The sequence below is a fragment of the Methanothermobacter defluvii genome (assembly GCF_003385755.1).
GTDB lineage: Archaea > Methanobacteriota > Methanobacteria > Methanobacteriales > Methanothermobacteraceae > Methanothermobacter > Methanothermobacter thermautotrophicus.
In genome coordinates, this window is the sequence record NZ_QREL01000001.1 from 530,984 (window position 1) to 556,518 (window position 25,535).

23 protein-coding genes, 2 tRNA genes and 1 pseudogene are annotated in these 25,535 nt (G+C 49.7%); 20 read left to right on the top strand and 6 right to left on the bottom strand.

Annotation, left to right across the window (positions count from 1 at the left end):
* Window positions 1-2 precede the first annotated feature (2 nt).
* Window positions 3-76 (bottom strand) — tRNA-Gly (locus tag C7452_RS02945).
* Window positions 77-203: 127 nt separating this feature from the next.
* On the opposite strand from C7452_RS02945, the gene C7452_RS02950 reads away from it, so the two are divergent.
* Together C7452_RS02950 and C7452_RS02955 are read left to right on the top strand one after the other, a co-directional pair.
* The gene (locus C7452_RS02950; RefSeq protein ID WP_115892177.1) at window positions 204-926 is read left to right on the top strand and encodes a heparan-alpha-glucosaminide N-acetyltransferase; all 723 of its coding nucleotides are present in this window, start codon (window positions 204-206) and stop codon (window positions 924-926) included.
* 208 nt (window positions 927-1,134) lie between these two features.
* Window positions 1,135-2,532: a DASS family sodium-coupled anion symporter gene (locus C7452_RS02955; protein ID WP_281270432.1), complete on the top strand. Its 1,398-nt coding sequence runs from the start codon at window positions 1,135-1,137 to the stop codon at window positions 2,530-2,532.
* Window positions 2,533-2,827: 295 nt separating this feature from the next.
* Here C7452_RS02955 and cobQ read toward each other — a convergent pair whose 3' ends face one another.
* Window positions 2,828-4,342 (bottom strand): cobyric acid synthase CobQ, encoded by a 1,515-nt coding sequence (gene cobQ, locus C7452_RS02960; RefSeq protein ID WP_115892179.1) that lies wholly within the window; start codon window positions 4,340-4,342, stop codon window positions 2,828-2,830.
* Between the two features lie 176 nt (window positions 4,343-4,518).
* On the opposite strand from cobQ, the gene C7452_RS02965 reads away from it, so the two are divergent.
* Both C7452_RS02965 and lonB read left to right on the top strand, forming a co-directional pair.
* Window positions 4,519-5,760: a PAS domain S-box protein gene (locus C7452_RS02965; RefSeq protein ID WP_115892180.1), complete on the top strand. Its 1,242-nt coding sequence runs from the start codon at window positions 4,519-4,521 to the stop codon at window positions 5,758-5,760.
* Between the two features lie 150 nt (window positions 5,761-5,910).
* On the top strand, window positions 5,911-7,845 hold the full coding sequence (gene lonB / locus C7452_RS02970) for an ATP-dependent protease LonB (protein WP_115892181.1): 1,935 nt from the start codon (window positions 5,911-5,913) through the stop codon (window positions 7,843-7,845).
* 200 nt (window positions 7,846-8,045) lie between these two features.
* Here the strand turns inward: lonB and C7452_RS02975 are convergent, their stop codons facing one another.
* A complete protein-coding gene (locus tag C7452_RS02975; RefSeq protein WP_115892182.1) occupies window positions 8,046-8,903 on the bottom strand; it encodes a ribose-phosphate diphosphokinase in 858 nt (285 codons plus the stop codon).
* A gap of 92 nt (window positions 8,904-8,995) precedes the next feature.
* On the opposite strand from C7452_RS02975, the gene hypA reads away from it, so the two are divergent.
* Genes hypA through C7452_RS02990 form a run of 3 tightly spaced genes read left to right on the top strand, consistent with a single transcriptional unit; the run spans window position 8,996 to window position 11,080 of the window.
* Window positions 8,996-9,364 carry a hydrogenase maturation nickel metallochaperone HypA gene (hypA, locus tag C7452_RS02980; RefSeq protein WP_048060898.1) on the top strand — a complete coding sequence of 123 codons (369 nt, stop codon included), beginning with the start codon at window positions 8,996-8,998 and terminating at the stop codon, window positions 9,362-9,364.
* Between the two features lie 12 nt (window positions 9,365-9,376).
* Entirely contained in the window at window positions 9,377-10,030 is a 654-nt protein-coding gene (hypB, locus tag C7452_RS02985) for a hydrogenase nickel incorporation protein HypB (RefSeq protein ID WP_010876419.1), read from the top strand.
* Window positions 10,031-10,051: 21 nt separating this feature from the next.
* Window positions 10,052-11,080 carry a DUF354 domain-containing protein gene (locus C7452_RS02990; RefSeq protein WP_115892183.1) on the top strand — a complete coding sequence of 343 codons (1,029 nt, stop codon included), beginning with the start codon at window positions 10,052-10,054 and terminating at the stop codon, window positions 11,078-11,080.
* Window positions 11,081-11,235: 155 nt separating this feature from the next.
* On the opposite strand, the gene C7452_RS02995 is transcribed toward C7452_RS02990, so the two are convergent.
* Window positions 11,236-11,309: transfer RNA gene (locus C7452_RS02995), tRNA-Ala, on the bottom strand.
* A gap of 84 nt (window positions 11,310-11,393) precedes the next feature.
* Here C7452_RS02995 and C7452_RS03000 point away from each other — a divergent pair.
* The 10 genes and pseudogenes from C7452_RS03000 (at window position 11,394) to C7452_RS03040 (ending at window position 18,205) form a co-directional block, all read left to right on the top strand.
* On the top strand, window positions 11,394-11,885 hold the full coding sequence (locus C7452_RS03000; protein ID WP_245942809.1) for a GNAT family N-acetyltransferase: 492 nt from the start codon (window positions 11,394-11,396) through the stop codon (window positions 11,883-11,885).
* 116 nt (window positions 11,886-12,001) lie between these two features.
* Complete coding sequence (locus tag C7452_RS03005) at window positions 12,002-13,078, top strand: hypothetical protein (protein ID WP_115892185.1); 1,077 nt, start codon at window positions 12,002-12,004, stop codon at window positions 13,076-13,078.
* 47 nt (window positions 13,079-13,125) lie between these two features.
* A complete protein-coding gene (locus tag C7452_RS03010; RefSeq protein WP_115892186.1) occupies window positions 13,126-13,599 on the top strand; it encodes a DUF1890 domain-containing protein in 474 nt (157 codons plus the stop codon).
* Complete coding sequence (locus tag C7452_RS03015; RefSeq protein WP_048175488.1) at window positions 13,596-13,901, top strand: DUF1894 domain-containing protein; 306 nt, start codon at window positions 13,596-13,598, stop codon at window positions 13,899-13,901. The genes C7452_RS03010 and C7452_RS03015 overlap by 4 nt, the downstream gene beginning before the upstream one ends.
* Before the next feature lie 10 nt (window positions 13,902-13,911).
* Window positions 13,912-14,838: a methionine synthase gene (locus tag C7452_RS03020; RefSeq protein WP_115892514.1), complete on the top strand. Its 927-nt coding sequence runs from the start codon at window positions 13,912-13,914 to the stop codon at window positions 14,836-14,838.
* Window positions 14,839-14,849: 11 nt separating this feature from the next.
* Window positions 14,850-15,518, top strand: coding sequence for a thymidylate synthase (locus tag C7452_RS03025; RefSeq protein WP_048176572.1), 669 nt, complete (start codon window positions 14,850-14,852; stop codon window positions 15,516-15,518).
* Complete coding sequence (gene mch, locus C7452_RS03030) at window positions 15,512-16,474, top strand: methenyltetrahydromethanopterin cyclohydrolase (protein WP_115892187.1); 963 nt, start codon at window positions 15,512-15,514, stop codon at window positions 16,472-16,474. The genes C7452_RS03025 and mch overlap by 7 nt, the downstream gene beginning before the upstream one ends.
* A gap of 185 nt (window positions 16,475-16,659) precedes the next feature.
* Window positions 16,660-17,153, top strand: a pseudogene (locus C7452_RS09130) (DUF362 domain-containing protein); the annotation flags it as partial.
* A gap of 177 nt (window positions 17,154-17,330) precedes the next feature.
* A complete protein-coding gene (locus C7452_RS09135; protein ID WP_245942863.1) occupies window positions 17,331-17,642 on the top strand; it encodes a 4Fe-4S binding protein in 312 nt (103 codons plus the stop codon).
* 149 nt (window positions 17,643-17,791) lie between these two features.
* Window positions 17,792-18,205: a secondary thiamine-phosphate synthase enzyme YjbQ gene (locus tag C7452_RS03040; RefSeq protein WP_048060896.1), complete on the top strand. Its 414-nt coding sequence runs from the start codon at window positions 17,792-17,794 to the stop codon at window positions 18,203-18,205.
* Window positions 18,206-18,220: 15 nt separating this feature from the next.
* On the opposite strand, the gene pheT is transcribed toward C7452_RS03040, so the two are convergent.
* Entirely contained in the window at window positions 18,221-19,876 is a 1,656-nt protein-coding gene (gene pheT, locus C7452_RS03045; protein ID WP_115892188.1) for a phenylalanine--tRNA ligase subunit beta, read from the bottom strand.
* A 224-nt stretch (window positions 19,877-20,100) separates the two neighbouring features.
* Here pheT and C7452_RS03050 point away from each other — a divergent pair, with 224 nt between their 5' ends.
* A complete protein-coding gene (locus C7452_RS03050) occupies window positions 20,101-20,988 on the top strand; it encodes a hypothetical protein (RefSeq protein ID WP_115892189.1) in 888 nt (295 codons plus the stop codon).
* Window positions 20,989-21,105: 117 nt separating this feature from the next.
* Here the strand turns inward: C7452_RS03050 and C7452_RS03055 are convergent, their stop codons facing one another.
* Window positions 21,106-21,465, bottom strand: a complete 360-nt coding sequence (locus C7452_RS03055; protein ID WP_048175483.1) for a hypothetical protein — start codon at window positions 21,463-21,465, stop codon at window positions 21,106-21,108.
* A gap of 143 nt (window positions 21,466-21,608) precedes the next feature.
* On the opposite strand from C7452_RS03055, the gene valS reads away from it, so the two are divergent.
* Entirely contained in the window at window positions 21,609-24,242 is a 2,634-nt protein-coding gene (gene valS / locus C7452_RS03060; RefSeq protein ID WP_115892190.1) for a valine--tRNA ligase, read from the top strand.
* 29 nt (window positions 24,243-24,271) lie between these two features.
* Entirely contained in the window at window positions 24,272-25,531 is a 1,260-nt protein-coding gene (gene aroA / locus C7452_RS03065; protein ID WP_115892191.1) for a 3-phosphoshikimate 1-carboxyvinyltransferase, read from the top strand.
* The last annotated feature ends 4 nt before the right edge of the window (window positions 25,532-25,535 follow it).

Below are 25,535 nucleotides of genomic sequence, written 5' to 3' on the forward strand. Positions count from 1 at the left end.
TATGCGGCGTCCGGGATTTGAACCCGGGTCGCTGGCGTGGCAGGCCAGTGTCTTAACCAGGCTGGACTAACGCCGCAATTCGTAGGCATAGAAAAGATTTGAGGTCATCTTATATAAAGTTTTCTATTTTTCTTTTGATTCTGTCAGGAGCCAGAGCATCTGCTTTTATCCTCAAGGGTTTCATATATTAAACGGAGATCCGCATGGGTACACTTCATGCAACTGAAAGGTTCTGGGAGGTCGATGCACTTAGGGGTGCTGCTGTCATGATGATGATCGTATATCATACCCTCTTTGATCTTGACTTCCTGGGTGTGCTGGATCTTGACATGGGGTCCCCGGTGATCTGGTTCACAGGCAGGCTGACGGCGTTCCTTTTCATATTCCTCGTTGGGGTATCCCTCACCCTGAGCCATTCAAGGAGGGGTACCTCCAGGTGGCATTACATCATAAGAGGCCTGAAGATATTCCTCTGGGGGATGATCATCACCGCCGCAACATGGATCTACCCCCACAACGGTTTCATTGCCTTCGGGGTCCTCCACTTCATAGGCCTTGCAGTGATACTTACACATCCCCTTGCTGGAAGGAGAACCGCTGCACTTGCATTATCGGCTGTTGCGATCACGGTGGGGGTCCTGATGTCAGGGCTGCGGGTTGAAACTCCACTCCTTATGTGGCTTGGAATCAGACCCCATAATCTTTACACCCTTGACTACTTCCCGCTTTTTCCATGGCTGGGTGTTGTGCTCCTTGGAATTTTCACCGGGGACACCCTCTACAGGGGATACCGTAGAAGATTTAGATTAAGGGCATGGAACCCATCTCTGCTTCAGGTGATTGGAAGAAACTCACTGAAGGTTTACCTGGTCCACCAGCCGGTGATAGTGGGGATAATCTGGGCAGCCATGTATCTGACCTCTTAAATGACTGAAAAGAAAGATTCATGGCTTAAATAACCTCCTGTAAATGGCCTGGACGATACTCATCAAAGGTTTATTAACCGGTAAAAATCAAAGCTTATTAATAGAAAAGTAATAGAAAAGTTTATTAATTACTAAAAAGGAAATTGGCCTTAGGTTTTGATCTCGTAGTTTGTTACTGATAAAAAGCAAACCAGGTTTAAACTTGTTAATGTATCTATTATCTTGTGGAGGTAATATTACGGATGCCAGAAAAGGATTTATTCTGAGCCTTTTATTGGCCCTTGCAGTATACCTGGTACCACTACCGGGTCTGAGGGCTTCAGGACACGCAGCACTTTCTTTACTTGTTTTTGCAGTTACAATGTGGGCAACAGAGGCAGTACCCCTGGCCGTGACATCACTCATAATACTCTTTGCACAGCCACTTATTGGTGTTGAGAGCTTTGAAAACGCGGTTATAGGCTTTGCAAATCCCATACTCTTCCTCATGATTGGAGGATTCATAATGGCAGAGGCCCTAAGGAAGAGCGGTCTCGCCCAGAGATTCACCTACTACCTCCTGGGGAGGCTTGGAACCTCACCGGAGAGGGGACTGTTTGTAAGCATATTCTCGACGGGTCTTCTCTCTGCATGGATTGAGAATGTTGTTGCCTTTGCAATGCTCCTCCCCATCATAAAGGAGATCGTGGATATAATGGGCTGCTCTGAACCCGAGCGGGGAAAGAGTAACTATGCAAAAGCCATGATACTCGGGGCATCATTCGGGTCCCTTGCCGGTGGATTCGGTACAGAGATAGGAACTGCCCCCAACCTCATGGCAGCGGCCTACACCAGCATACCCTTCCTTAACTGGATGATATTCGGTCTTCCACTTTCGATTGCAATGCTACTTGTCACATGGTTCATCCTCATGAAGATTTTTCCAAGCGAGGTAAGGGCCCTAGAGAATGGGGAGGCCCTGATAGGTGAGAAGATAAGGATGATGGGTTCATTGAGCAGGGATGAGAAGCTCAGCGCAGGGATACTCCTCTTCGCCATCCTGCTATGGGTTACAGCGGGCTTCACAGGTATCAACAGCTACTCAGTGTCACTTATAGCTGCTGTGATGTTCATATTCGCGGGTGTAATAACATGGAAGGACGCACAGAAGAACATTGACTGGGGTCTTGTGGTGTTCTTTGGAGGGGCACTCTCCCTTGGAAGCGCACTCCTCAAGACCGGGGCAGCAGCATGGATAATTGATAAACTTGTGGGCATGCTTGGTTCAGACCCATCGCCTGTAATCGTCATGCTCGTGCTGATGGCTGTGGCAGTGATCATCACCCAGGTGATGTCCAATATAGCCCTCTCAGCCATCCTTGTCCCCCTCTCCGTGACCCTTGCATCTGCGCAGCACCAGCCCATTGGAGTATATGCTGTACCCGTTGCAATCGCATGTTCACTCTCATTCATGCTCCCGATGGCAGACCCAACAGTTGCAATGGCCTACGGTTCCGGCTACGTTAAGTTGAGGGACATACCGAGGGCCGGGATTCCCATCATAGCTGTGGGTGTCATCCTGACGGTCCTTGTGATCACAACCCTGGCAGTGCCCTTCATATCATGACCGTAGTCTCCAGCTACTTCCCCCTATTTTTTCTGATGATGATCCTCTCTAAATGCGGAACTTCAAAAAGAATTCTGTAGAGATTGAGGGGTCCAAAATTTAATCCTGGCAGAATGTCTGTTTTTGTTTGCATGGAACAGTCTCTTTTAAAATATGCTGACGTCCTTTAATCCTTTAAGAATTGAGATAAGATAATTATATGAAGAATGAGCACTGGGTCCTTAAAATCTATCTTTCAAGGATTTCCTCGATGATGGAGAGGTCCATGTTTTCCTCAACGATCTCTGCCAAGAATCTATCTTTCAAGGATTTCCTCGATGATGGAGAGGTCCATGTTTTCCTCAACGATCTCTGCCAGCCTGTCAATTGAGAACCTTCTTGATGCACTGAAGTTATCGTCCACGTACTCAAGTGGCTCAAGGCCCTTCCTCTCCCTGAGGATATTTGTGAAGTACCTCCTGAATCTGAAGTTATGGAATATTCCGTGGAAGTACGTGCCGGCCACGTTTCCATTGACTGCCCCATCGAATCCGCCACTCCTGGTGTTCCCGAAGCCCCTATCAACCCTCAGAAGGGGTTTCACATCACCGAGGACTGTGGTCCCCTCATGGAGTTCATAGCCATCCACAGTCTCTCCCCTCATACCCCTGAAGATCCCGTTACCAAGGACCCTTCCCCTGCTCTGAGATATTATCTTACCCTTCCCTGTAAAGCGGGTTTTACAGTCAAGAAGACCAAGACCATCAACACTGCCTTCACGGGACTCCTGCCGGGCATCATCAATTATCCTCTTCCCCAGCATCTGAAAGCCGCCGCATATGCCAAAGACGGGTATCTCACGGCTTAAGTCCCGGATCTCGTCAGCAAACCCCTTCTCCTCAAGGTGGATGAGGTCGCTTATGGTGTTCCTGGTCCCGGGGATTATGATGGCGTCAAGGTCATCAAGGCTGTCACCCGTCTCTATGAGCCTCACAGCAACATCCTCCTCGTACTCAAGGGGGTCTATATCTGTGAAGTTTGATATCCTGGGCAGCCTCATAACCCCAACCCTTATATCCCCACTCCCCCTGTACTTCCTCTGGGAAAGGGATGCTGAGTCCTCCTCGGGGAGTTTCAGACCTTCATCGTAGGGCAGAACCCCCAGTACAGGGACTCCTGTGATTTCCTCGATCCTCTCAATGCCTGGCATCAGTATGTCAATGTTACCACGGAACTTGTTTATGACAACACCCTTTATCCGGGACCTGTCACGTTCATCAAGGAGCATGAGGGTGCCTGCAATTGATGCGAAGACACCCCCACGGTCTATGTCAGCCACCAGTATAACGTCGGCATCTGCGAGGTGGGCGATCTCCATGTTGGCAAGGTCCCTGTCCCTCATGTTTATCTCAGCGGGGGATCCGGCCCCCTCTATCACTATAAGCTCATACCTGCTCTTAAGGTACTCAAGGGACTCCCTTATCGCCTCAAGGGCAGTATCCCTGAATTCTGTCTGGTACTCCTGGAAGTTCATGTTTCCTGCAGGTCTCCCATGGACTATTACCTGGGATGTGAAGTCCTCCTTGGGTTTGAGGAGGACGGGGTTCATGTGGTGTGATGGCTCTATCCCTGCGGCCTCTGCCTGGAGGACCTGGGCCACCGCTATTTCCCGGTTCTCAGCTGTTGTGAAGGAGTTCAGTGACATGTTCTGGGATTTGAAGGGCGCAACCCTGTATCCCCTCCTTGAGAATATACGGCAGAGAGCTGCAACCATTACGCTCTTACCTGCACTCGATGACGTGCCCTGAACCATTATACACTTTGCACTCATGGCCTCACCCTGATCCAGTGGACAATGCCCCCTCAACGGTTTTCTGTTTATAATATTATGAGGCTGGTCCTGACCAATTAAACTGGAGTCTGGTCCTAACAATATTGAACACTAAAATCTTAAATACATTGCTGGCGAAAATATTACTCAAGATGTTCATTGTGGGAGATGGTTAAATGGCCTCTGTTCCTCCTGAAGTTCCTGACCTGTCAGAAGATGATCTTAAGTCAATTCTTGAGACCGTTATCAGTAAAAGTCCCGACGGCATTATCACGGTTAACATGGATGGCGTTATAGTCTTCTCAAACCCTGCAGCAGACAGGATGTACGGATACCCGTCCCTTAGGGGTAAAAATCTGGACGAGCTGGTCCCGGAACTCATGAGGGAGGATCTCCACATTAAAATGGAGGAGTACCGTGCTGAGGGTATACATGAGCTCAGCGGGAGGGTCTTTGAGACGGTTTCCCTCAGAGCTGATGGGACCGAATTCCCTGTTGAGATGACCATCAACCCTGCAGAAACCCCTGCCGGACGGTATATAACTTCAATAATAAGGGACATCTCCCAGAGAAAGGAAATGGAGGAGGAACTTAGGAACCGTGAGGAACAGTTCAGGGACCTCTTTGAGAACGCCAGTGACATGATACAGGCCGTTAACCCTGAGGGAAAATTCGTCTATGTTAACAGGGCCTGGAAGGAGACCCTCGGCTACACTGACAGGGACCTCGAGGAACTCACACTCTTCGATGTGATACACCCCGACAAACTTGATGAGTGCCGTGAACTCTTCAGGAGGGTGATGTCTGGTGAGAGGATACCCACCGTCGAGACGGCCTTCATAACCAGTGACGGGGAGAAGGTATTCGTCGAGGGGAACGTCAATGTCCGGATGAGGAACGGGGAGGTGGAGTACAGCAGGGCGATTTTCAGGGACGTTACAGAGCGAATGAAATTCCAGAGGGAACTTGAGAGGCTGGCAGCCATAGTTGAATCGTCGGGTGACGCCATCGTGAGTTACGACCTTGAGGGCAACATAATGGACTGGAACAGGGGAGCCGAGATGGTCTATGGCTACAGTGCAGAGGAGGTCAGGGGAAAGAACATCTCCATCCTCATGAGTGAGGAGGAACTCAAGAAGCTGCGGGGCCTGATATCAGAGGTTAAATCAGGAGGTTTAGTTTCAAACTTTGAGGCAAAGCGCATAAGAAAGGATGGTGAGGAGATCTGGGTTTCAATCTCCATGTCACCATTACGTGATTTTAACGGCGAGATCATCGGGATTTCAACCATTGCAAGGGACATCACCGAGATGAAGAGGACTCAGGCGGCACTGGAGGCGAGCGAGGAGAAGTACCGCAAGATCGTTGAGAAATTCATACAGAACGCCCTGGCCCTTATATCTGAGATAAACCGCTGAACCCTGCATTATGGTGGAGATACCTTTATAAGGGGAACCCCCATATATTAAAATAAAAATTTGTAAGTAAAATATTTTAAGTAGGAGAAACAATTGATAACTGTGATTTTAATTTTAACCACTTCACTTAATGGAGGCATTTGAATAGAAATGAAAACCACCATTAAAAACTCCAGAACTCAGGAATCTGTTTCATATGAGGGTAAAGAGACTAAAAAGGGAACCGGGGAGACCCTATCATATGAAACATCAAAGGATATAGAAGTCCCCGAAAGACTCATAGATCAGATCATAGGGCAGGAAGAGGCCGTTGAGACAATAAAAAAGGCGGCTGAACAGAGACGTAACGTTTTACTGATAGGTGAACCAGGTGTGGGTAAATCCATGCTGGCAAAGGCGATGGCAGAGCTGCTGCCACGTGAACAGTTACAGGACATACTGGTCTACCCAAACATAGAGGACCCCAACAACCCACTCATAGGTGCTGTGCCTGCAGGAGAGGGCCGTAAGATCGTGATGAACCACAAGAATAAGGCAAGGGCCCAGGATGAGAAGAAGAACCTCTTCATGATGCTCATAATATCCTTCATCCTTGTCCTGGGGTTCATGATGAACCAGTTCCTGGCGGCTATAATAGCTGCAGGTATAATATTCCTGGCACTGCAGCAGTTCAGGCCACGTACAACGGTCATGGTCCCGAAACTCCTGGTGAACAATGAGGGAAGGCAGGTCGCACCATTCGTCGATGCAACCGGAGCCCATGCAGGGGCCCTCCTGGGGGATGTGAGGCATGACCCATACCAGTCAGGTGGTCTTGGCACACCTGCACATGAGAGGGTGGAAGCAGGGATGATCCACAAGGCCAACAAGGGTGTGCTCTACATAGATGAGATAGGGACAATGAAGATGAAGACCCAGCAGGAACTCCTCACGGCCATGCAGGAGAAGCGGTACTCCATCACTGGCCAGAGCGAAACAAGCAGCGGCGCCATGGTACGCTCACAGGCGGTTCCCTGCGACTTCGTACTGGTGGCTTCAGGTAACCTCCAGGTACTTGAGGGCATGCACCCGGCCCTCCGTTCAAGGATAAGGGGGTACGGATACGAGGTCTTCATGAAGGACACGATGCCCGACACACCAGAAAACAGGGACAAACTCGTTCAGTTCGTTGCACAGGAAGTTGAAAAGGATGGAAGGATCCCCCACTTCAGCAGGGAGGCAGTTGAGGAGATAATAAGGGAGGCCCAGAGGAGGGCCGGTAAGAAGGATTCACTGACCCTGAAACTCCGTGAACTGGGGGGCCTTGTAAGGGCAGCCGGTGACATAGCCAAGAGCCGTGGAGCAGAACTTGTGGAAACAGAGGACGTTATAGAGGCAAAAAAACTTTCAAGGACCCTTGAACAGCAGATTGCAGATAGATACATTGTCCAGAAGAAGAAGTACAGTGTCTTCAAATCAGAGGGTGGAGAGGTCGGCCGCGTCAACGGCCTTGCAATAATCGGTGACAGAAGCGGAATCATACTCCCCATAGCTGCAGAGGCCGCCCCCGCCCAGAGCAAGGAGGAGGGCAGGATAATAGCAACAGGTAAACTGGGTGAAATCGCAAGGGAGGCTGTGCAGAACGTGAGTGCCCTCATAAAGAAATACACCGGTACAGACATATCCAACTATGACATCCACATACAGTTCCTCCAGGCCTATGATGGTGTGGAGGGGGACAGTGCAAGTGTCTCCGTCGCAACAGCAGTCATATCGGCCCTTGAGGAGATACCTGTGGATCAGTCAGTTGCCCTCACCGGCTCACTGAGCATACGCGGAGATGTTCTCCCTGTTGGAGGAGTCACAGGGAAGATAGAGGCAGCTGCAGAGGCGGGAATAAGGAAGGTCCTGATACCTGCATCCAACATGGGTGATGTGATGATCGAGAAGAAGTACGAGGACATGGTTGAGATAGTACCCGTTGAGACCCTCGGGGATGTCCTTGAACACGCACTCATTGGTAAGGGAAAGGAGAGCCTGATTCAGAGGATGCAGAAAATAAGTGATATTGTGCCTTCAATCATGAAGAAACCAGCCATGCACTGATCCTCTGCATTTACTTTTTCTTTTCGGAAGTTCCAGCCTGTTTTCAGGATTTATCTTTGCTCTGGCGAAATAGTTCTAATGGGTTATTTAGGATATATGTCTTTCTTATACTGAGCTCCCTTTCATGTGCGCAGGTCCAGATGATTCTTAAAAAAGTTAATAAGGGCCGGGAACTGAAAAAATATCTGAAATGGGTTAAATTAATCTTTTATGACCTCTGCAATAAGCGGTGCAACTGAGATCTCGCTAACATCAGATTTGAGGGTGTCCGTTGCAATGACCCTCTCAACACCGGCTGAGAATATCTTCAGGAGGGCGTCCTCCACAAGGACCGGGTGGACACAGCAAACAGTTATGCTTGAGGCTCCACATTTCCCTAAAATCCCGGCGGCGTTTACTATGGTCCCACCGGTGCTTATGATGTCATCAACAACCACAGCATCCTTTCCTTCAACATCAAGGTCACTCACACGGGTCTCAACCACCTCAGGGGATATGCGGACCTTCTCCATGTAGTCACATTCACATCCAAGTATATCACTGACCTCCCGGGCATGACCTAGGGCACCCTTATCAGGGGCGATGATTACCGGGTCATCAAGGAATGAGATGTGTTCGGCGATGAGGGGCATTGCAGAGAGTTCCCTCACAGGTACACGGAAGAACTCACTCAGGCAGTTCTCATGGAGGTTCACAGTTACAATTTCATCTGCACCGGCGGCCTCAAGGAGGTGGGCGACTATTTTCGCCGATACGGCTTCACCACTCTTGAAACGCCTCTCCTGCCTCCCGTATCCAAAGTAGGGTATGGCTGCACGCAAATAATCCGCCCCCAGATCTTTAAGGTTCTCTATCATGAAAAGGAGTTCCATGAGGTTTTCATCCTGGGGGTAACCCGTTGACTGCACAACGGTCACCTCTCCCTCCACTTCCTCCTTAACCCTGATGTAACGTTCCCCATCAGGGAATTTACGGGTTTCAACGGGGCATAAAGGTTCATCTAGTAAATCTGCAACTGAGGCAGCAAGTTTCTGTGATGCTGAACAACCTATTATCATGAAAATCACCCTTCAGGTAATTAACAATTTTTATATAGATAACTCTATTAATTCTAATTATAAAATTTTGTCAGACTAAAGAGGTGAAATGGGTGCATGAACTATCCATGGCCGATGCAATTGTGAGGACGGTTATCGATGCTGCAGAGAAGAATGACGCCGTCGAGGTCCTTGAGGTCACGGTTGAGATCGGCCAGCTTACCCTGCTGAACCCGGAACAGATAGAATTTATGCTGGACGTCCTCAGCGAGGGAACAATACTTGAGGGCGCCAGGTTCAACCTTGAGGTTGTCCCCGTGGAAATAGAGTGTGAATGTGGATATGAGGGCGTGGTCGAGGCCGATGAACTTGACCACTTCGCTCCGGTCATAAAATGCCCCGCCTGTGGGGGCCATGAGTTCCATGTCAGGGCTGGCAGGGAATGCAACGTTAAAAATATAAAGATTGAGAAGAAGGACTAGAGGAGGAATTTCATGCATAAAGTAGCAGAGGTTGAAATTCAGAATGACATCCTGCTTGCAAACAGGAAACTCGCCAGAAAGAACCAGAGACGCCTTGACAGGGCAAATGTCTTTGCAGTTGACTTTCTGGGTGCAATAGGTTCAGGAAAAACAACACTCATAGAGAAACTCATTGAGAACATGGACAGGAAGGTTGCGGTTATTGCAGGGGACGTTATAAGCAAATTCGACGCTGGAAGGTTTGAGAAGTACGACGTACCTGTTGTCGGGCTCAACACAGGTAAGGAGTGCCACCTTGATGCCCACCTCGTTGAGCACGGACTTGAGGACCTCCCCCTTGATGATGTGGACCTGCTATTCATTGAGAACGTCGGCAACCTCATCTGTCCGGTGGACTTTGATCTTGGATCCCACATGAGGGTTGTTGTTGTAAGCTCCACAGAGGGCGACGACACAGTCGAGAAGCACCCCCTCATATTCCGGGAGGCGGACCTTGTTGTTATTAACAAGGCGGACCTTGCAGAGGCCGTTGGCGCGGACCTTGACAAGATGGTTGATGATGTTAAGAAGATCAACCCGGAAGTCAGGGTAATAAAGACCAGCCTCAAGACAGGTGATGGTGTTCAGGAGATCATAGAAGCCATTGAAGGGGCAATGGCAGATTAAAATCTTTTTTGGTGGTTTTCATTGAAGATATGGATTGATATTACCAACGCCCCTCATGTCAGGTTTTTCAGGGATGTGATAACATACTTCCAGGAGGAGGGCGAGGATGTCATAATCACCGCCAGGAAGTTCGGTGATATACACAGGCTCATGAAGCTCTTTGGCTTTGAGTTCACATCAATAGGTAAACATGGCGTAACCCTCTCTGAGAAACTCATTGAGAGCACAAAGAGGGCATATAACCTCTCAAAATTTATAGCAGAACAGAGACCAGATGTTGGTCTTTCAAAACACTCCATAGAACTCCCAAGGGTAACCTTTGGTCTTGGAATCCCAAGTGTCTATGTACTTGACAATGAGCACGCACTGGCAGCAAACAAGCTAACACTCCCTCTCTGTGACAATATAATAATGCCTGAGGTCATTGACCTCTGGGACATAATGAAGACAGGTGCTGACCCAAACAGGATAAGGAGATACAGGGGAACCTCTGAGATAATCCACTTCCAGAACTTTGAATACAATGAGAACATCTTCGAGGACCTGAACCTGAAACTTGAAAGGGAGAAGACAATACTCATGAGGCCGGAGCCGTCACTGGCATCCTACCTTGATGCTGACTGTCATGAATCGGTCCTCACGCCGATAGTGGAGATCCTGAAGGATTACGCCAATATACTCATAATACCCAGGTTCAGGGAACAGGCAGAGATCTTCGAGGGATATGATAATGTTACCATAATAAAGCCACCAGTTGACACCTTCAGCCTCATGAAGAGATGTGACCTTGTTATAGGCGCCGGCGGGACCATGAACAGGGAGGCGGCTCTCCTTGGCACACCAGTCATATCCTGTTACCCTGGAAAGCCCCTTTCAGTGGACAGATTCTATATAGACAATGGCCTCATGTACCGATCCACCGACGTGGATGAAATCGTAAACACGGCCCTGAGACTCCTTGTATCAAAGAGGGAGCAAAAGAAACTCAGAACAGATGACCTCTTCAGGATAATAGTGGACATGGTCTACGAGGCCGCTGAATCCAGTTAGGGCCCCCAGTGACTCCCTTTAAACTTAAAAAATCATTGGGCACTTCCCTGTGGCCTGGAATGATTTTTTTATTTTAATAAGGAAACCTGAAAAACTTCATTTAATCAGTAAAAATAAATGAAGGACAATAAAAACAGTTTAAAAACAGTTTTGAGTGGACTGGCCGGGATTTGAACCCGGGGCCTCCGCCATGCCAAGGCGACGCTCTACCAACCTGAGCTACCAGCCCCAACAAAGTATACATTAAGCCTTTTAATATTTAAACTTAACCTTATTAAATCTTCGACGGATAATTAATATGGTGATTGGTGTGATGGTGAGGAAAGCAAGGGAGGAGGACTTCCTGGCCATAGCTGAACTGGCACATGAATGCCCACCTATGGTTACAGAGAGAAACTCCATCTACCATATATTCACGAGGTTCTTCAGCACAACCTCATTTATTGCTGAGGATGGGGATGAAATTGTGGGGTTCCTGCTGGGGTTCATATCACAGGATAACCCCTCCGAGGCATACATCCATCTCCTCTGTGTTTCACCGTCCCTCAGGGGAAGTGGAATCGCCGGAAGGCTCCTTGAAAGGTTCGCAGGGACCGTGAAGGGTATGGGTGCAAGGGAGATCTACCTCATTACAAAGCCATCAAACGACCGTGCAATAAGGTTTTACCTTAAAAACGGTTTCAAGCCAGTTAAAGAGGGCAAAACAGTTGAATCCGGTTCTTTAGTGGCTGTGGCAGACTACAATGGTCCCGGTGAGGATATGGTTGTCTTCCGAAAATCCATACCTGGCGGAAAAACTTTTTAAGATAACCCTCAATATATGATCTAGTTGCAATCCCTATATCTCTGGTTTCAGGGTCCGGATTTTTGCTCTGAAACATGTTTGCAGTACCCTATCATCAACATCTCTGGAGGATTAAATTGGCCCTTATAGCACAGAATCACCTTCAGCTCATAATTGAGGTTGGCATAATACTCTACGCAGCAATGGTTTTCATACTCAACCTTGCACCAATGTCCCTCAGCATGGTTCTATTCATCTGCATAGTCCTTGGAATAGGATTCAACATAATCTTCGGACTTGACGTTGTTGCACTCTTCATGTCGTTCGGTCAGAGTGAGTTCACCCACCCCTTTGGCCCAATAGCCCTGCTTGTGACAGTGTCATCCCTTGCAGCCCTTGCAATCATGGAGGAATCAGGGGTTGATGTGAGGGGCCTTAGAGGTTTTGTTTACCTGCTCATGGCAGGCATAACCCTCTTTGGGGGTCTTATGCACAGGTCATTCCTCCTTCTATGGCTTCTGGGCCTTTTTATGGGACTTTTCATAATATCAAAGTCCATGAGGCAGAGGTCCATCATCACGGTTAAGCGTGTCGCCGGTTTCGCATTAATAGCAGTGGCTGGATTCGGGGGCCTTGAGTTAATCTCAAGGGTACTGGGGATGACTGTTCTAAGCCCTCTTCTACGTATAGAGAGACTCGAAACATTTTCACTCCCGAGCATGAAACTTGTCATCAAGAACACCACCCTCCTGGGCCATAATCCAATGTCTTCCTACTGGGGTGAACTCTCAAGTGGATTTGCCGATGGATACATTTCACTTCCACTTCAGCTCATACTCTTCTTTGGTCTGCCCTTCCCGGTTTTCTATGGCATACTCGTCAACAAGAAGGACGTGATAGATTACATGGTGCCTGGAGTATTTGGGTGGGCCTATGACTTTGGTTACATTACCATGCTCTTCCTTCTAATCTGGTGTGTTAGTATCATTATAATGGGATTGAGGGTGCTCAGCATATACCGTGAAAGGCGTGAAAATGGCTCAAGAAGCTACCTTGGAAGGGAGGTTCTGCTGACAGGGGCCCTCGCAGCCTTCATGTCGCAGGCCATAATAGGACTCTTCGTGATAAACAGGACAATAAACGGGACAGCCCTCCTGACCTTCATCTTCCTCAGCTCACTCATATTTGCAAACTCTGTCGGCGTGAAGGAGTAGGCGGCCCCAGCTGGTGAATGATCACGAACCCATAAGGGGAGATAATCATGAAAACTGAATCAACAGGGAAGGCTTTAATGGTACTGGGATGCCCGGAATCACCGGTTCAGATCCCCCTGGCAATATACACATCACATAAACTCAAAAAGAAGGGTTTCAGGGTGACGGTAACAGCCAATCCAGCCGCACTCAGGCTTGTCCAGGTTGCTGACCCTGAGGGTATCTACACGGATGAAATGGTGGACCTTGAATCATGCCTCAACGAATTAGCTGAAGGTGACTACGAATTCCTCGCAGGCTTTGTACCCAACGATGCTGCAGCAGCATACCTTGTGACCTTTGCAGGGATACTGAATACAGAGACCCTGGCAATAGTCTTTGATAGGGACGCGGATGTCCTTGAGGAACTCGTTAATGAAATAATGGAGACCCTTGACGCGGAGATCATTGCTGCAAGGGCACACCACAACCCGGCACCCCTGCGTGTGAGGATAGACAGGTTCATGGAGGAGAAACCATGACGTTCTGCCTGGAGACCTATCTGCAGCAGTCAGGGGACTATGAGATCCACATGAAGAGGGCCGGTTTCAGGGAATGTGCAGCAATGATAGAAAAGAAGGCACGGAGGGTCGTCCACATAAAGCCCGGTGAGAAGATCCTCGGCGCAAGGATAATCGGCATACCACCCGTACCCATCGGTATAGATGAGGAAAGATCAACCGTCATGATACCATACACCAAGCCATGCTACGGTACAGCCGTGGTTGAGCTCCCGGTTGATCCAGAGGAGATAGAGAGGATCCTTGAGGTGGCAGAACCCTGAGGGTGATGGTGTGATCACAACAGTTGTTGGAAGCTACCCCACAGAACCCAGGGGTCCTGAGACACTGGGTGAACGTGTGCTGAATTTTTTTGGCTCCTACGATAGATACAGACCGGCCATAGAGGCTGCTGTGAGGGACCAGTTCAGGGCGGGAGTTGATATAATCTCTGATGGTCAGGTCCGTGGCGACATGGTGGGACACTTCGCAGCGGCAATTGGAGGCATGAAGATCGAGGACGGCACATCAATCATATACTCAAGGATAACACCGCCTGCAGGTTCCATAGGAGCAGCTGACCTCAGATATGCATACCGGATTTTAAGGGGCCTCACAGATGATGAATCAAGGGGTGTTAAGGGCATAATAACCGGACCATCCACCATGATCTACGCATCCAGGATAGAGGGGTTCTACGACCCCCAGAAGAGGGATCGGGCTGTCATGGACATGGCAGGAGTTCTTAAAATAGAGGCAAAGCACCTCCAGGATGCAGGGGCTGCAATGATACAGATAGATGAACCCTTCCTCTCAACGGGAATTGTTGACATGAAAACAGCGGGGAGGGCCATAGATCACATTGCAGCCGGCCTGGACATTGAGGTCTCACTGCATGTGTGTGGAGACATAAGGAATGTGCTCTCTGATCTGCTCAGATTTAAGGTTGATGTCCTGGACCTTGAATTCGCGGGAAGACCATCCAACCTGGAGGTCCTTGAGGAGAAATGGAGGGGTGATAAGGGGGTAGGATTCGGATGTGTGGATACCACAACCGAGAGGGTTGAATCCATGGAGGAGATAAGAAACCTTATTAAAAGGGGTGCTGATATAGTTGGAGAGGAGAACCTCTACATCGACCCTGACTGCGGAATGAGGAAACTCCCGAGGAAGGCGGCCTTCAGCAAACTCCGCAACATGGTGATGGCAGCAGGTAATTGAGGGTGTTCATGATGGCCTACAGTATAGAAGTCAATGAAATTGCAGATGGCTGGAAGAAACTCGTTGAGAAGATAATGCGTGATGGGCGGGAGATAAGGGATGAAAGGGGATCCCTTACAAGGGAGGTCATGAACACCGTTGTGACCATAAAGAAGCCCCTCGGTAAATCAGATGACTTTTACCATATCAGGAGGGGTTCGCTGCTCAACATAAAGGTCCCTGAGGGCTACTTCTGGAGCGGTGAAAAACTTGAGAAGTACTCTGAACAGTTCCTCTCAGGGGACAGGAAGGGATTTGTCTACACCTACGGCAACCGCCTGAGGGCACACTTCGGAGTGGACCAGCTGGATGAGGCCATAAGGAGACTTAAAAACTGCACAGAATCAAGAAGGGCCACCATGGTAACCTGGGATCCTCCTGAGGACACTGCGAGTGATGAGGTTCCCTGCATGATCCTCGTTGACTTCAAGATAAGGGATGGGAGGCTCTTCACAACGGCCCTCTGGCGCAGCCATGACATCTACGGGGCATGGTTCCCAAATGCTGTGGGCCTTGCCTATCTTGCTGATCACGTCGCAGCAGAGGTGGGTGTTGAAGTGGGTCACATAACCATCCACTCAATTAGCGCTCATATATATGAGGTTAACTTCAAAGAAGCAGAAGAGGTGATCAAATGGTAAGTGTAAACCTTGAGGCAAAGAAGATAGTTGACAGAATGATTGAAAAGGCAGACGACCTTAAAATAAGGGTTGATAAACTTGAAAATGGTTCAACAGTCATCGACTGCGGAGTTAACGTTGACGGCAGCATCAAGGCAGGTGAACTCTACACAGGGGTCTGCCTGGGAGGACTTGCAGATGTTGGGATCTCCATACCCGGCGACCTTTCAGAGAGGTTCGCACTTCCATCCGTTAAGATAAAGACAGACTTCCCTGCCATATCAACACTGGGAGCACAGAAGGCTGGATGGTCAGTCAGTGTGGGCGACTTCTTTGCACTGGGTTCCGGACCTGCAAGGGCCCTCTCCCTGAAACCTGCAGAGACCTATGAGGAGATAGGATACCAGGATGAGGCAGATGTTGCAATACTCACCCTTGAGGCAGATAAACTCCCTGGTGAGGATGTCACAGACATGATTGCAGAGGAGTGTGACGTGGCAGCAGAGAACGTATACGTCCTGGTGGCCCCAACATCATCCCTGGTTGGTTCAATACAGATCTCAGGCCGTGTGGTTGAAAACGGTACCTACAAGATGCTTGAGGCACTCCACTTCGATGTTAACAAGGTCAAATATGCTGCAGGTATAGCACCAATAGCCCCGGTTGACCCTGACAGTCTTAAGGCCATGGGTAAAACCAATGATGCAGTCCTCTTCGGCGGAAGAACCTACTATTACATAGAATCCGAGGAAGGAGACGACATAAAATCCCTGGCAGAGAACCTCCCATCATCTGCATCTGAGGGTTATGGTAAACCCTTCTATGATGTCTTCAGGGAGGCCGAGTATGACTTCTACAAGATAGATAAGGGAATGTTTGCACCTGCAGAGGTCGTTATAAATGACCTCAGGACAGGAAATGTCTTCAGGGCAGGATTTGTCAATGAAGAGCTCCTCATGAAATCCTTCGGACTTTAAACATCCCTGAACACTTCTATTTTTTCTGGAGCACCTGAAAGATGAAAGGGATAGCGGTATCAGAGTGCCATTCCTATGACCCTGAGGAGGTAAGGGAGTCGGTCACTGAGTGTATTGAACTTCTGGGAGGAGCCAGAAGGTTCGCATCCAGTGGGGATAGGGTTCTCCTCAAACCGAACATGCTCATGGCAGCATCACCGGATAGGCACGTCACAACCCATCCATCAGTCATCGAGGCTGTGGCAGAGGTATTTCTGGACCTTGGGGCTGAGGTATCCATAGGTGACAGCCCCGGTGGTTCATTCAGGAATATAGAAAGATTCTGGAGGGCCACAGGCATACTTGATGTGTGCAGGAGACTGGATATTGAACCCGTGAATTTTGAGGCCTCTGGATCATACATTATGGGTTCAGGATATCCCATTTCAAGGCCGGTGGTGGACAGTGACCTTGTCGTTAACCTCCCCAAGCTGAAGACCCACAGCATGACCATATTCACATGTGCCGTTAAGAACATGTACGGTGCAGTGCCTGGATTCAGGAAGGCGGATTACCACAGGGAGCACCCCAGACCATCCGAGTTCGCCAGGAGGCTCCTTGAAATTTACCTCCTTACAGAACCAGCCCTCACCTGGTTGATGGGGTTGTCGGGATGGAGGGAAACGGTCCATCGGGTGGAGACCCCAGGGAACTTGGAATCATCCTGGCATCAGAGGATGCCATTGCACTTGACGTATACATCCCCTGGCTGCTGGGCATGGACCCCTTCAGGGTCCCTGTTAATGAGGCCGCCAGGAGAGAGGGACTCGCCCAGGATCCTGCTGAACTTGAAATTGCAGGGTATGAACCTGAAAGGGTGAATGACTTCAGGTGGCCCTCAAACATCTATTACACCCTTGACCTCCTACCATCGGGCCTTGCACGCGCCATCATGAAGCTCTGGTGGTCGAGACCTGCCATAGACCCGGAGAGGTGCAGGAACTGCAATGTCTGTGTTGAGAGCTGCCCGGTTGAGGCTCTGAAGGCGGGTGCAGTCATACCGGAGTTCGATTATTCCCGCTGCATCAACTGTCTCTGCTGCATGGAGGTATGTCCACACGCAGCATTCTATCAGGACAGGAGTCTCCTTTACAGGTTCACAGGCCTATTTTCAGGGGTGCTGAAGTAGCCAGCAATGCGGCGAGTATTCGCTTCAGGCTGATCCATCAATTATCCAGCTCCCGTCCCATCAGAATCCCGCAGGACTCCCTTCACTCCACACTTTCCCGGGTGAAGCTTTTATTAAAATGAGGGACATAAATGAAATGTGGTGTTTTTATGGAAGTCTATACACAGGAACTCCCCCTGAGGACATCCCGAAGGGTTGAGCTCATTGACATAACCTCCATGGTCTCGGGTGTTCTTGAGTCCTCAGGGATAAGGAACGGCATACTGAATGTCTTCTCAAGGCATTCAACATCAGCGATATTCATAAATGAAAATGAAAGCAGACTCCTCAGCGACATTGAATCCATGCTTGAGGGCACCGTACCGGTGGATGCATCCTATGGACACAACGCCATTGACAACAATGCCGACTCCCATCTGAGGGCCGTGCTCCTCGGGGGAAGTCAGACGGTTCCGGTTATCAACGGATCAATGGACCTTGGGACCTGGCAGAGCATCTTCTTCGCAGAACTCGACGGACCCAGAAACAGAAGGATAAGGGTATCAGTGGCTGGAAAGCCCTGAAAGTCCATATTCCATTTATTTCTCCTTAAATTCGATTTCAAGTGCAATAACAGGATATTCCAGGTTGAAGTTTGTTACAACCTCAGGATGGACCTCACCGAAGAATCCACCTATGGCTGAGGATTTGCCCTCAGATTCTATGGCTGCACATCTTCCCTCTATGAAGGATGGGTGTTCAAGGGGCTCTATCCTGAACTCGTAACCGAGGTTCTCAACCACAGCCGCTGCAAGGGACTTTATCTCGGTGAAACCTGCACTGGAGTGCGTGACTGCGCATGCAAGCTTCTTAACCACCCTGCTACGGGTCTCAGATTCAGGGTCAATGTACACCACATCCCCGACCTCGAATATCTTCTGTGGAAGATCCTCGTGCTTGTTGTCCTCGAAGAACTCAAGGAGGCCGTTGAGCAGACTCTTGCGGATCATGGTCCTGTCCTGGGAAATGGGCTGGGCAACCTCAACCCTTTCATCCTCCTCAAGCCTCATCCTCCTGTAGTGGCTCTCCTCACTGGTTAACATGAGGCTCATAACCTCCTGGAATCCGAGGCCCACCATGACCTCCCTTATAGACGCGTCTGCCCTGCTCCAGGTGTCCTCCTCTGCAATGGTCGCTACATCAGGAAGTTCTGGTTCAATCCTCCCGATGCAGTGCTGCACAGCTATGTTCTCAACAAGGTCAACCTCGTGGAGTATATCCACCCGGTAGGCGGGTATAACCGCAACCACCTCATCATCTGAGGTCCTCCGGGCGTCCATCCGGGCCTTCATGAGGAGATCCATGACCTCATCTGCACTGAGTTCAAGTCCGGTTATCCGTGAGGCTTCTGAGACAGATACCCTCATCTCACGTGGTGTGAGGTCTGGTAGATGCAGCTCCCCATCAGGACGCTTAACCCTCACCGAGCCTATCCTTCCACCCGCCTCTGCAAAGGATGTGCATATGATATTCAGGGCCTGTCTGACAGCCCTATCATCGGTTCCCGTGACATCCACAAGTATTCTGCGGGTGTTCACGGTTAACTTGGTGAGCTCCCCATTTATTATGGGGGGCATGGAGAGAACGTCCCCATTCTTATCTGTTATCAGTGGGTAGCGGTCATGGTCCCTGAGGAGGTGGGCGTAACTGACACCCTTGGGGTGCTCCTCGAGTATTTCATGGGGTGTCATCTCACATACACTGTCAAGGGGTGTGAATGTGACCCCCTCCGGTTCAACGCCACTGTAGAGGAAGGGTGGCTCGACACGGTCAAGGTCATGGATACCTATGGCCACCTTCCTGCGGTCCCTGCCTATGACCCAGTGCAGGTCCTCCTGGAACTCCATGACCTGTTTAAGCTTTTTATCGGTGAACTGAACGTCCTCTATGACGGCCATTCCAAGGTAGGGCCTCACATCAAGTACAGACTCATCTACTGTGACCTCCACCCCGGAGTCATGGACATCATAGGATGGCATACCCTTTTCAATTCCAAGGAATCCGCGGAGGCTCCTTGCAACACCCTCAACCGAGAGCAGGTCAGGACGGTTGGGAAAGAACTCCACCTTAATGCTTTCGTCATCAAAGTCCTCTATATCGCTTCCCATCATCGGCAGAACGTCAAGGAGCTTCTCCCTATCAATATCAATGCCCAGTTCCTTCAGGTCATCGTAATCAAACGTTATAACAGGCATGGTGATCCTCCAGTAAATGTGATGTTTGAATGTTATCATGGTATCAAATAAATAATTAACCGCCACCAGCGAGTCCGTGGGTGTGGGCTGCATCAACGAGTCCACAGGCAAATAAATTATCTTAAGGATTTCCAGGGGTTGGTTTTTCCATTCCTCCGGCACACACCCAGTTATATATGCATCAAAATACAATTAAATATTAGAGATTTCCTGGGGGGTGTAGTATGAATAAATACTGGGGGGTTGCTTTTCTGATTTTCCTTGCAATCTCCCTTGGAACGGCTTCAGCAGCCACTGAAAATGATACATGGAGTAGATGGGGGTCCAAAGGTAACCACTCCCATATTAAAGCCACCTCTAATTGCTGTTCAGTCATCGTCAACGTAAATGATACATGCGCGGTCTTCGCCTACCGGAGGGATTCGACCTACGCAGCGACCCTCAAAATCCAGAGGACGGTATGGAATGGCAGGGAGACCCTCAAGGAATACAAGACAACCAACGGTTACTTCTTCCACACAGTAATCTCAGAGGGCGGCTGGATGATGGGTGCCGGGGGGCCCGATATTGTATGGATAAACCGGGCACTTGAGTCCATTGGCGGTGACATTATCAGAAGGGGTAATGTGACCTCCTATGATATGAAGAGGGCCCACAGCCTTGTGAGAAGACTGGGACTCGGTCACTTTGTTATAAGAGGTCCAGGTGGACAGGCAGGAGTTTCAATTTACCGGAGGGGATATTCAAGGCTCTCAGTCTTCAGGTTGAAAAGTGGTGAATACCTGAGTGTCCCGAACAGCCCTTCATACTACCGGAGGGGCTACTATTCCAGGTGGAGCAGGGACCCACTGAAGGCCGCTGTTTATGCGGCAGGAACAGACAGGTGGGGTATTAACAGGAGAAACATACTGCTCTATGAGACACGTTCAGAGAAAAACTCAACATCTGTGAAGGTCCATGTAACCTTCGATGGAGGAAGGCTCATAGGAAGATACAGGGGAAGGGCTGATAACATACTGTTCCTTGGAAAATACATTTCAGCATCATCAATTCCCAGAATACCCAAAACAAGGTTCCTTGGAACTGTAACCCTTGCAAGAAGGATTAACTGATTAAAAGGGTATCAAGGGACTTCAGATGGACCTTCCTTTATTTTTATTTTTTATGCCTGTAATCACCTATATCACGTATCAGCTCGTAAATGGTGTCTTTTTCATTTCATGATAGGTTCAGGCTGCTGAGAAGATCATTATAAAGAAGAGGGATTCAACCGTGAAGTGAAGCGCCCTGTGGTACAGCCATCCATGATCAACCCCGCTCAGCTGGTGGTACAGATCAACAACCAGGTGTATTGTGGCTGCAAGGAACCCGATCTCGAGGGATAAAAACACGACCGACAGGATCACAAAGTGGAAAAGGGCCTCCAGACACTCGTGGACCAGCCAGAGCTGTATATTCGATGAGAATGTCTCCTTGAGAATCCCGGCCAGGAGTATGTAAAAGTCAAAGAACACATTCCAGAGTATCTTTGTATGTATCTCATCACTTATTGCAAGGAAAAGTGCTATGTAGAACCAGATTAACTCCATCGGTATTCACCATATGAGAACTTGCTTCCCCTTATTTCTCCTACAAGGTTAGAGTATTCAAACATCTTTATAAAGATTGGGTAGTGAATATTATCTATAACTACCGCAGCACTAATCACAGCTTCTATCAGGGAGAGAATAAGATGACCGATAATCAGATCCCGAAGGATTACAACCATAAAAACGAGGTTAAATGGCAGAAAAAATGGCAGGAAGAGGACATATACCGCTTCATAGGGTCAGGGACAAAGCCAAGGTACATTATAGACACACCACCACCCTACCCCACAGGCTCAATACACATGGGCCACGTGCTCAACTGGGTCTACATGGACATAATAGCCCGTTTCAAGAGGATGAGAGGTTTCGATGTTCTCTTCCCACAGGGATGGGACTGCCACGGCCTCCCAACGGAGGTTAAGGTCGAGGAGACCCATAACATCAAGAAGAGCGATGTTTCACGTGAAGAATTCAGGCGCCTCTGCGTGGAGCTCACACAGGAAAATATAAGGATGATGAAGGAGCAGATGCAGCGCCTTGGCTTCAGCCAGGACTGGAACCATGAATTTGTAACCATGACCCCCGAGTACATGAGGAGGACGCAGCTATCATTCCTCCGCATGTACAGGGATGGACTCATATACCAGGGTGTGCACCCTGTGAACTGGTGCCCGAGGTGTGAGACTGCAATAGCCTTCGCAGAGGTTGAATACATTGAGAATGAGACAAACCTCAACTACGTCAGGTTCCCTGTTGAGGGTGCAGATGAGCACATCACAATAGCAACAACAAGGCCAGAGCTCATGGCTGCCTGCGTGGCCGTTGTTGTGCACCCCGATGATGAGCGGTTCAGGGAATTTGAGGACAAACTCATAGAGGTGCCCCTCTTTGGACAGAAGGTTAAACTCATAAAGGACCCTGAAGTGGACCCTGAATTCGGTACAGGGGCCGTTATGGTATGCACATTCGGTGATAAAACTGACGTGAGCTGGGTCAACCGCCATGGACTTGACGTGATAGAGGCAATAGACGAAAGGGGTTACATGACAGAGGCCGCAGGTAAATACCAGGGGCTTACCATAGCAGAGTGCAAGGAGAAGATAGTGGAGGACCTTGAGAATGAAGGCTTCCTCTTAAAGAAGGAGCCTGTCAGACAGAACGTTGGGACATGCTGGAGGTGCAAGACACCCATCGAGATCCTTGTTAAGAAGCAGTGGTTTGTGGCTGTCAAGAAACTCATACCACAGGTTAGGGAAGCTGCAGAGGAGATGAAATGGGTACCAGGGCATATGAAGACAAGGCTCCTCAACTGGACAGGTTCAATGGACTGGGACTGGTGCATATCACGTCAGAGGATATTCGCAACACCCATACCCGTCTGGTACTGCAGTGAATGTGGCAGGGTCCACGTGGCCGATGAGGAAATGCTGCCAGTAGACCCCACAAGGGATGGACCCGGGATAACATGTGAATGCGGGAGCACAGAATTCATAGGAGAGGAGGACGTCCTTGACACATGGATGGACAGCTCGATATCACCCCTCTCAGTTGCAGGATGGCCCGATGAGTCCTACAGGGAACTCTTCCCAGCCGACCTGAGACCACAGGGCCATGACATAATCCGTACCTGGGCCTTCTACACGATACTCAGATGCATGGCCCTCACAGGCGAGAAACCATTCAGTGAAATAGTTATAAATGGTATGGTATTCGGAGAGGACGGCCACAAGATGAGCAAGTCCCGTGGGAACGTGATAGCACCAGAGGAGGTCCTGGAGGATTACGGTGCCGATGCCCTTAGGTTATGGGCGGCAGGGAGCGTGCCGGGATCAGATGTCCCCTTCGCATGGAAGGACGTGAAGTATGGCTATAAGTTCCTGAGAAAATTCTGGAACGCCTTCAGATTCATAAGCATACACCTCACAGAGAACCCTGAGGTTGAAGCCAGACCCATGGACCGCTGGATACTCTCCAGGCTCATGAACCTGGTGGCTGAGGTGACAGAGAGCCTGGATGATTACAACTTCGCAGCAGCGGTTAACCGTGTCCAGACCTTCATCTGGCATGACTTCTGCGACGAATACATTGAGGCAGTGAAATACAGGCTCTACTCAGATGAGGATCCCGAATCAAGGATGGCGGCCCAGAACACCCTCAGAATGGTACTTGACACATGCCTGAGGCTCCTGGCCCCGGTGGCACCCCACTTCACAGAGGAGGTACACCAGCACGTGGGAGAGGGATCCATACACCTGAGGGCCTGGCCAGAGCACATACCTGAAATCGTTGACCCTGAAATCGAGAGGAGCGGAGACCTTGCAGTTGAAATTATAGGAGAGATCAGGAGGTTCAAGTCCTCCTCCAAGATGCCCCTGAACGCACCACTCAAAGCAGCCACCATCCACACCGATAATGAATCCGCAGAAATGATAAAACCCTTCCTGGACGATATTGCAGGTACAATGAACATAGATGATATCAGCCTCGTGGCTGGCAAACCCGAGATAACCGAGAGGGCCGTGGAACTTGAGCCAAGGATGGAAAAAATAGGTCCTGAGTTCAGATCAGATGCCCCTGCCATAATATCCTGGCTCACAGGTGCTGATCCCCATGAGGTCTACGAGGAGATCCAGAGGAACGGTGAAATCGAGGTTGAGGGTAACAGGCTCACCATGGATCATATAAGCTTCAGGAAGGAGGTCATCGGAACAGCAGGCGAGAGGGTCGATGTTCTAAACCTGGACGAACCAGAGGTCATAATTGAAATAGTGCGCTGATCCATCTGAAGGTATCTGCAGGTGTTTTTATGGATCTCACAGTTGAAAAATCAGGTAACCTTGAAGGAGCCGTTAAGGCACCCCCATCGAAGAGCTACACCCACCGGGCAGTCATAATCGCAGCACTGGCAGAGGGGGTATCAGAGATAAGGGACCCCCTCATAGCAGAGGACACCCTTTCGTCCCTGAACGCCTGCAGGGCCTTCGGTGTAAGGGTTGATGAGGGGGATGCCTGGACCGTGCATGGAAGCGGAGGGGAACTTGAAACCCCTGATGACGTTATCTATCTGGGGAACTCTGGCACAACCCTCCGCCTCATGACCTCTGTGGCTGGCCTTGCAGAAAACTACACGGTACTCACGGGGGATGAATCCCTCAGAAAAAGGCCAATGCAGCCACTCCTTGATGCCCTGAGACCCCTCGGTGTCGAGGCACTGTCATCACGGATGAATGGACTTCCACCGATTATCGTAAGGGGCGGTTTAAGGGGTGGCAGCACATCCATCAGGGGGGATGTCAGTTCACAGTTCATATCATCCATCCTCATCGCAGCACCCCTCACCGACGGTGTTGAGTTGATGGTGGAGGGCGACTTCATCTCAAGGCCCTATGTTGACATGACAGTTGATGTGATGGAGAGGTTCTCTGTTCCTGTTGATTACTCAGAAGGTATATTCAGGGTTGAACCAGCAGTTTACAGGGGATTGGACTACACGGTTGAGGGTGACTACTCATCAGCATCCTACCTTGCAGGGGCGGTGGCTGCTGCAGGTGGGGATGTCCTCATCGAAAACCTCTTCAGGGATTCGAGGCAGGGAGACCGCATCATACTGGAAATAATCAGTGATATGGGGGCCGAGGTAAGGAGGGGGGAGGACCACGTCAGGATAGCCTCCACCGGTGAGCTCTCCGGGGTCTCAGTCAACCTCCACGACGCCCCCGACCTCCTGCCAACGGTGGCTGTCCTCGGGGCCCTTGCAACTGGCCGGACCGAGATAGGGGGTGTTGAACATGCAAGGTACAAGGAAACAGACAGGATAAGCACATGCGCAGCTGAGCTCAGAAGACTTGGAGTGGATGTCACCGAACTTCCCGATGGGATGATCATAGAGGGAGGTGCCTCCGGGGGGACTGTCTGGTCCCATGGTGACCACAGACTTGCAATGGCCTTCACACTCATAGGCCTCAGGGAGGGTATAACTATAAGGGATGCAGAGGTTTTCAGCGTATCATTCCCTGATTTCCCAGAGAGGATGATGCAGATTGGTTGCAGAATGAATTTATCCTAAAATA

What these genes read in the sequence shown, in the direction of transcription:
- C7452_RS02950 (WP_115892177.1), top strand. Translation starts at nt 204, where the DNA reads ATGGGTACACTTCATGCAACTGAAAGGTTCTGGGAGGTCGATGCACTT.
- C7452_RS02955 (WP_281270432.1), top strand. Translation starts at nt 1,135, where the DNA reads ATGTATCTATTATCTTGTGGAGGTAATATTACGGATGCCAGAAAAGGA.
- cobQ (WP_115892179.1), bottom strand. Translation starts at nt 4,342, where the DNA reads ATGAGTGCAAAGTGTATAATGGTTCAGGGCACGTCATCGAGTGCAGGT.
- C7452_RS02965 (WP_115892180.1), top strand. Translation starts at nt 4,519, where the DNA reads ATGGCCTCTGTTCCTCCTGAAGTTCCTGACCTGTCAGAAGATGATCTT.
- lonB (WP_115892181.1), top strand. Translation starts at nt 5,911, where the DNA reads ATGAAAACCACCATTAAAAACTCCAGAACTCAGGAATCTGTTTCATAT.
- C7452_RS02975 (WP_115892182.1), bottom strand. Translation starts at nt 8,903, where the DNA reads ATGATAATAGGTTGTTCAGCATCACAGAAACTTGCTGCCTCAGTTGCA.
- hypB (WP_010876419.1), top strand. Translation starts at nt 9,377, where the DNA reads ATGCATAAAGTAGCAGAGGTTGAAATTCAGAATGACATCCTGCTTGCA.
- C7452_RS03000 (WP_245942809.1), top strand. Translation starts at nt 11,394, where the DNA reads ATGGTGAGGAAAGCAAGGGAGGAGGACTTCCTGGCCATAGCTGAACTG.
- C7452_RS03010 (WP_115892186.1), top strand. Translation starts at nt 13,126, where the DNA reads ATGAAAACTGAATCAACAGGGAAGGCTTTAATGGTACTGGGATGCCCG.
- C7452_RS03015 (WP_048175488.1), top strand. Translation starts at nt 13,596, where the DNA reads ATGACGTTCTGCCTGGAGACCTATCTGCAGCAGTCAGGGGACTATGAG.
- C7452_RS03025 (WP_048176572.1), top strand. Translation starts at nt 14,850, where the DNA reads ATGGCCTACAGTATAGAAGTCAATGAAATTGCAGATGGCTGGAAGAAA.
- mch (WP_115892187.1), top strand. Translation starts at nt 15,512, where the DNA reads ATGGTAAGTGTAAACCTTGAGGCAAAGAAGATAGTTGACAGAATGATT.
- C7452_RS03040 (WP_048060896.1), top strand. Translation starts at nt 17,792, where the DNA reads ATGGAAGTCTATACACAGGAACTCCCCCTGAGGACATCCCGAAGGGTT.
- pheT (WP_115892188.1), bottom strand. Translation starts at nt 19,876, where the DNA reads ATGCCTGTTATAACGTTTGATTACGATGACCTGAAGGAACTGGGCATT.
- C7452_RS03050 (WP_115892189.1), top strand. Translation starts at nt 20,101, where the DNA reads ATGAATAAATACTGGGGGGTTGCTTTTCTGATTTTCCTTGCAATCTCC.
- C7452_RS03055 (WP_048175483.1), bottom strand. Translation starts at nt 21,465, where the DNA reads ATGGAGTTAATCTGGTTCTACATAGCACTTTTCCTTGCAATAAGTGAT.
- valS (WP_115892190.1), top strand. Translation starts at nt 21,609, where the DNA reads ATGACCGATAATCAGATCCCGAAGGATTACAACCATAAAAACGAGGTT.
- aroA (WP_115892191.1), top strand. Translation starts at nt 24,272, where the DNA reads ATGGATCTCACAGTTGAAAAATCAGGTAACCTTGAAGGAGCCGTTAAG.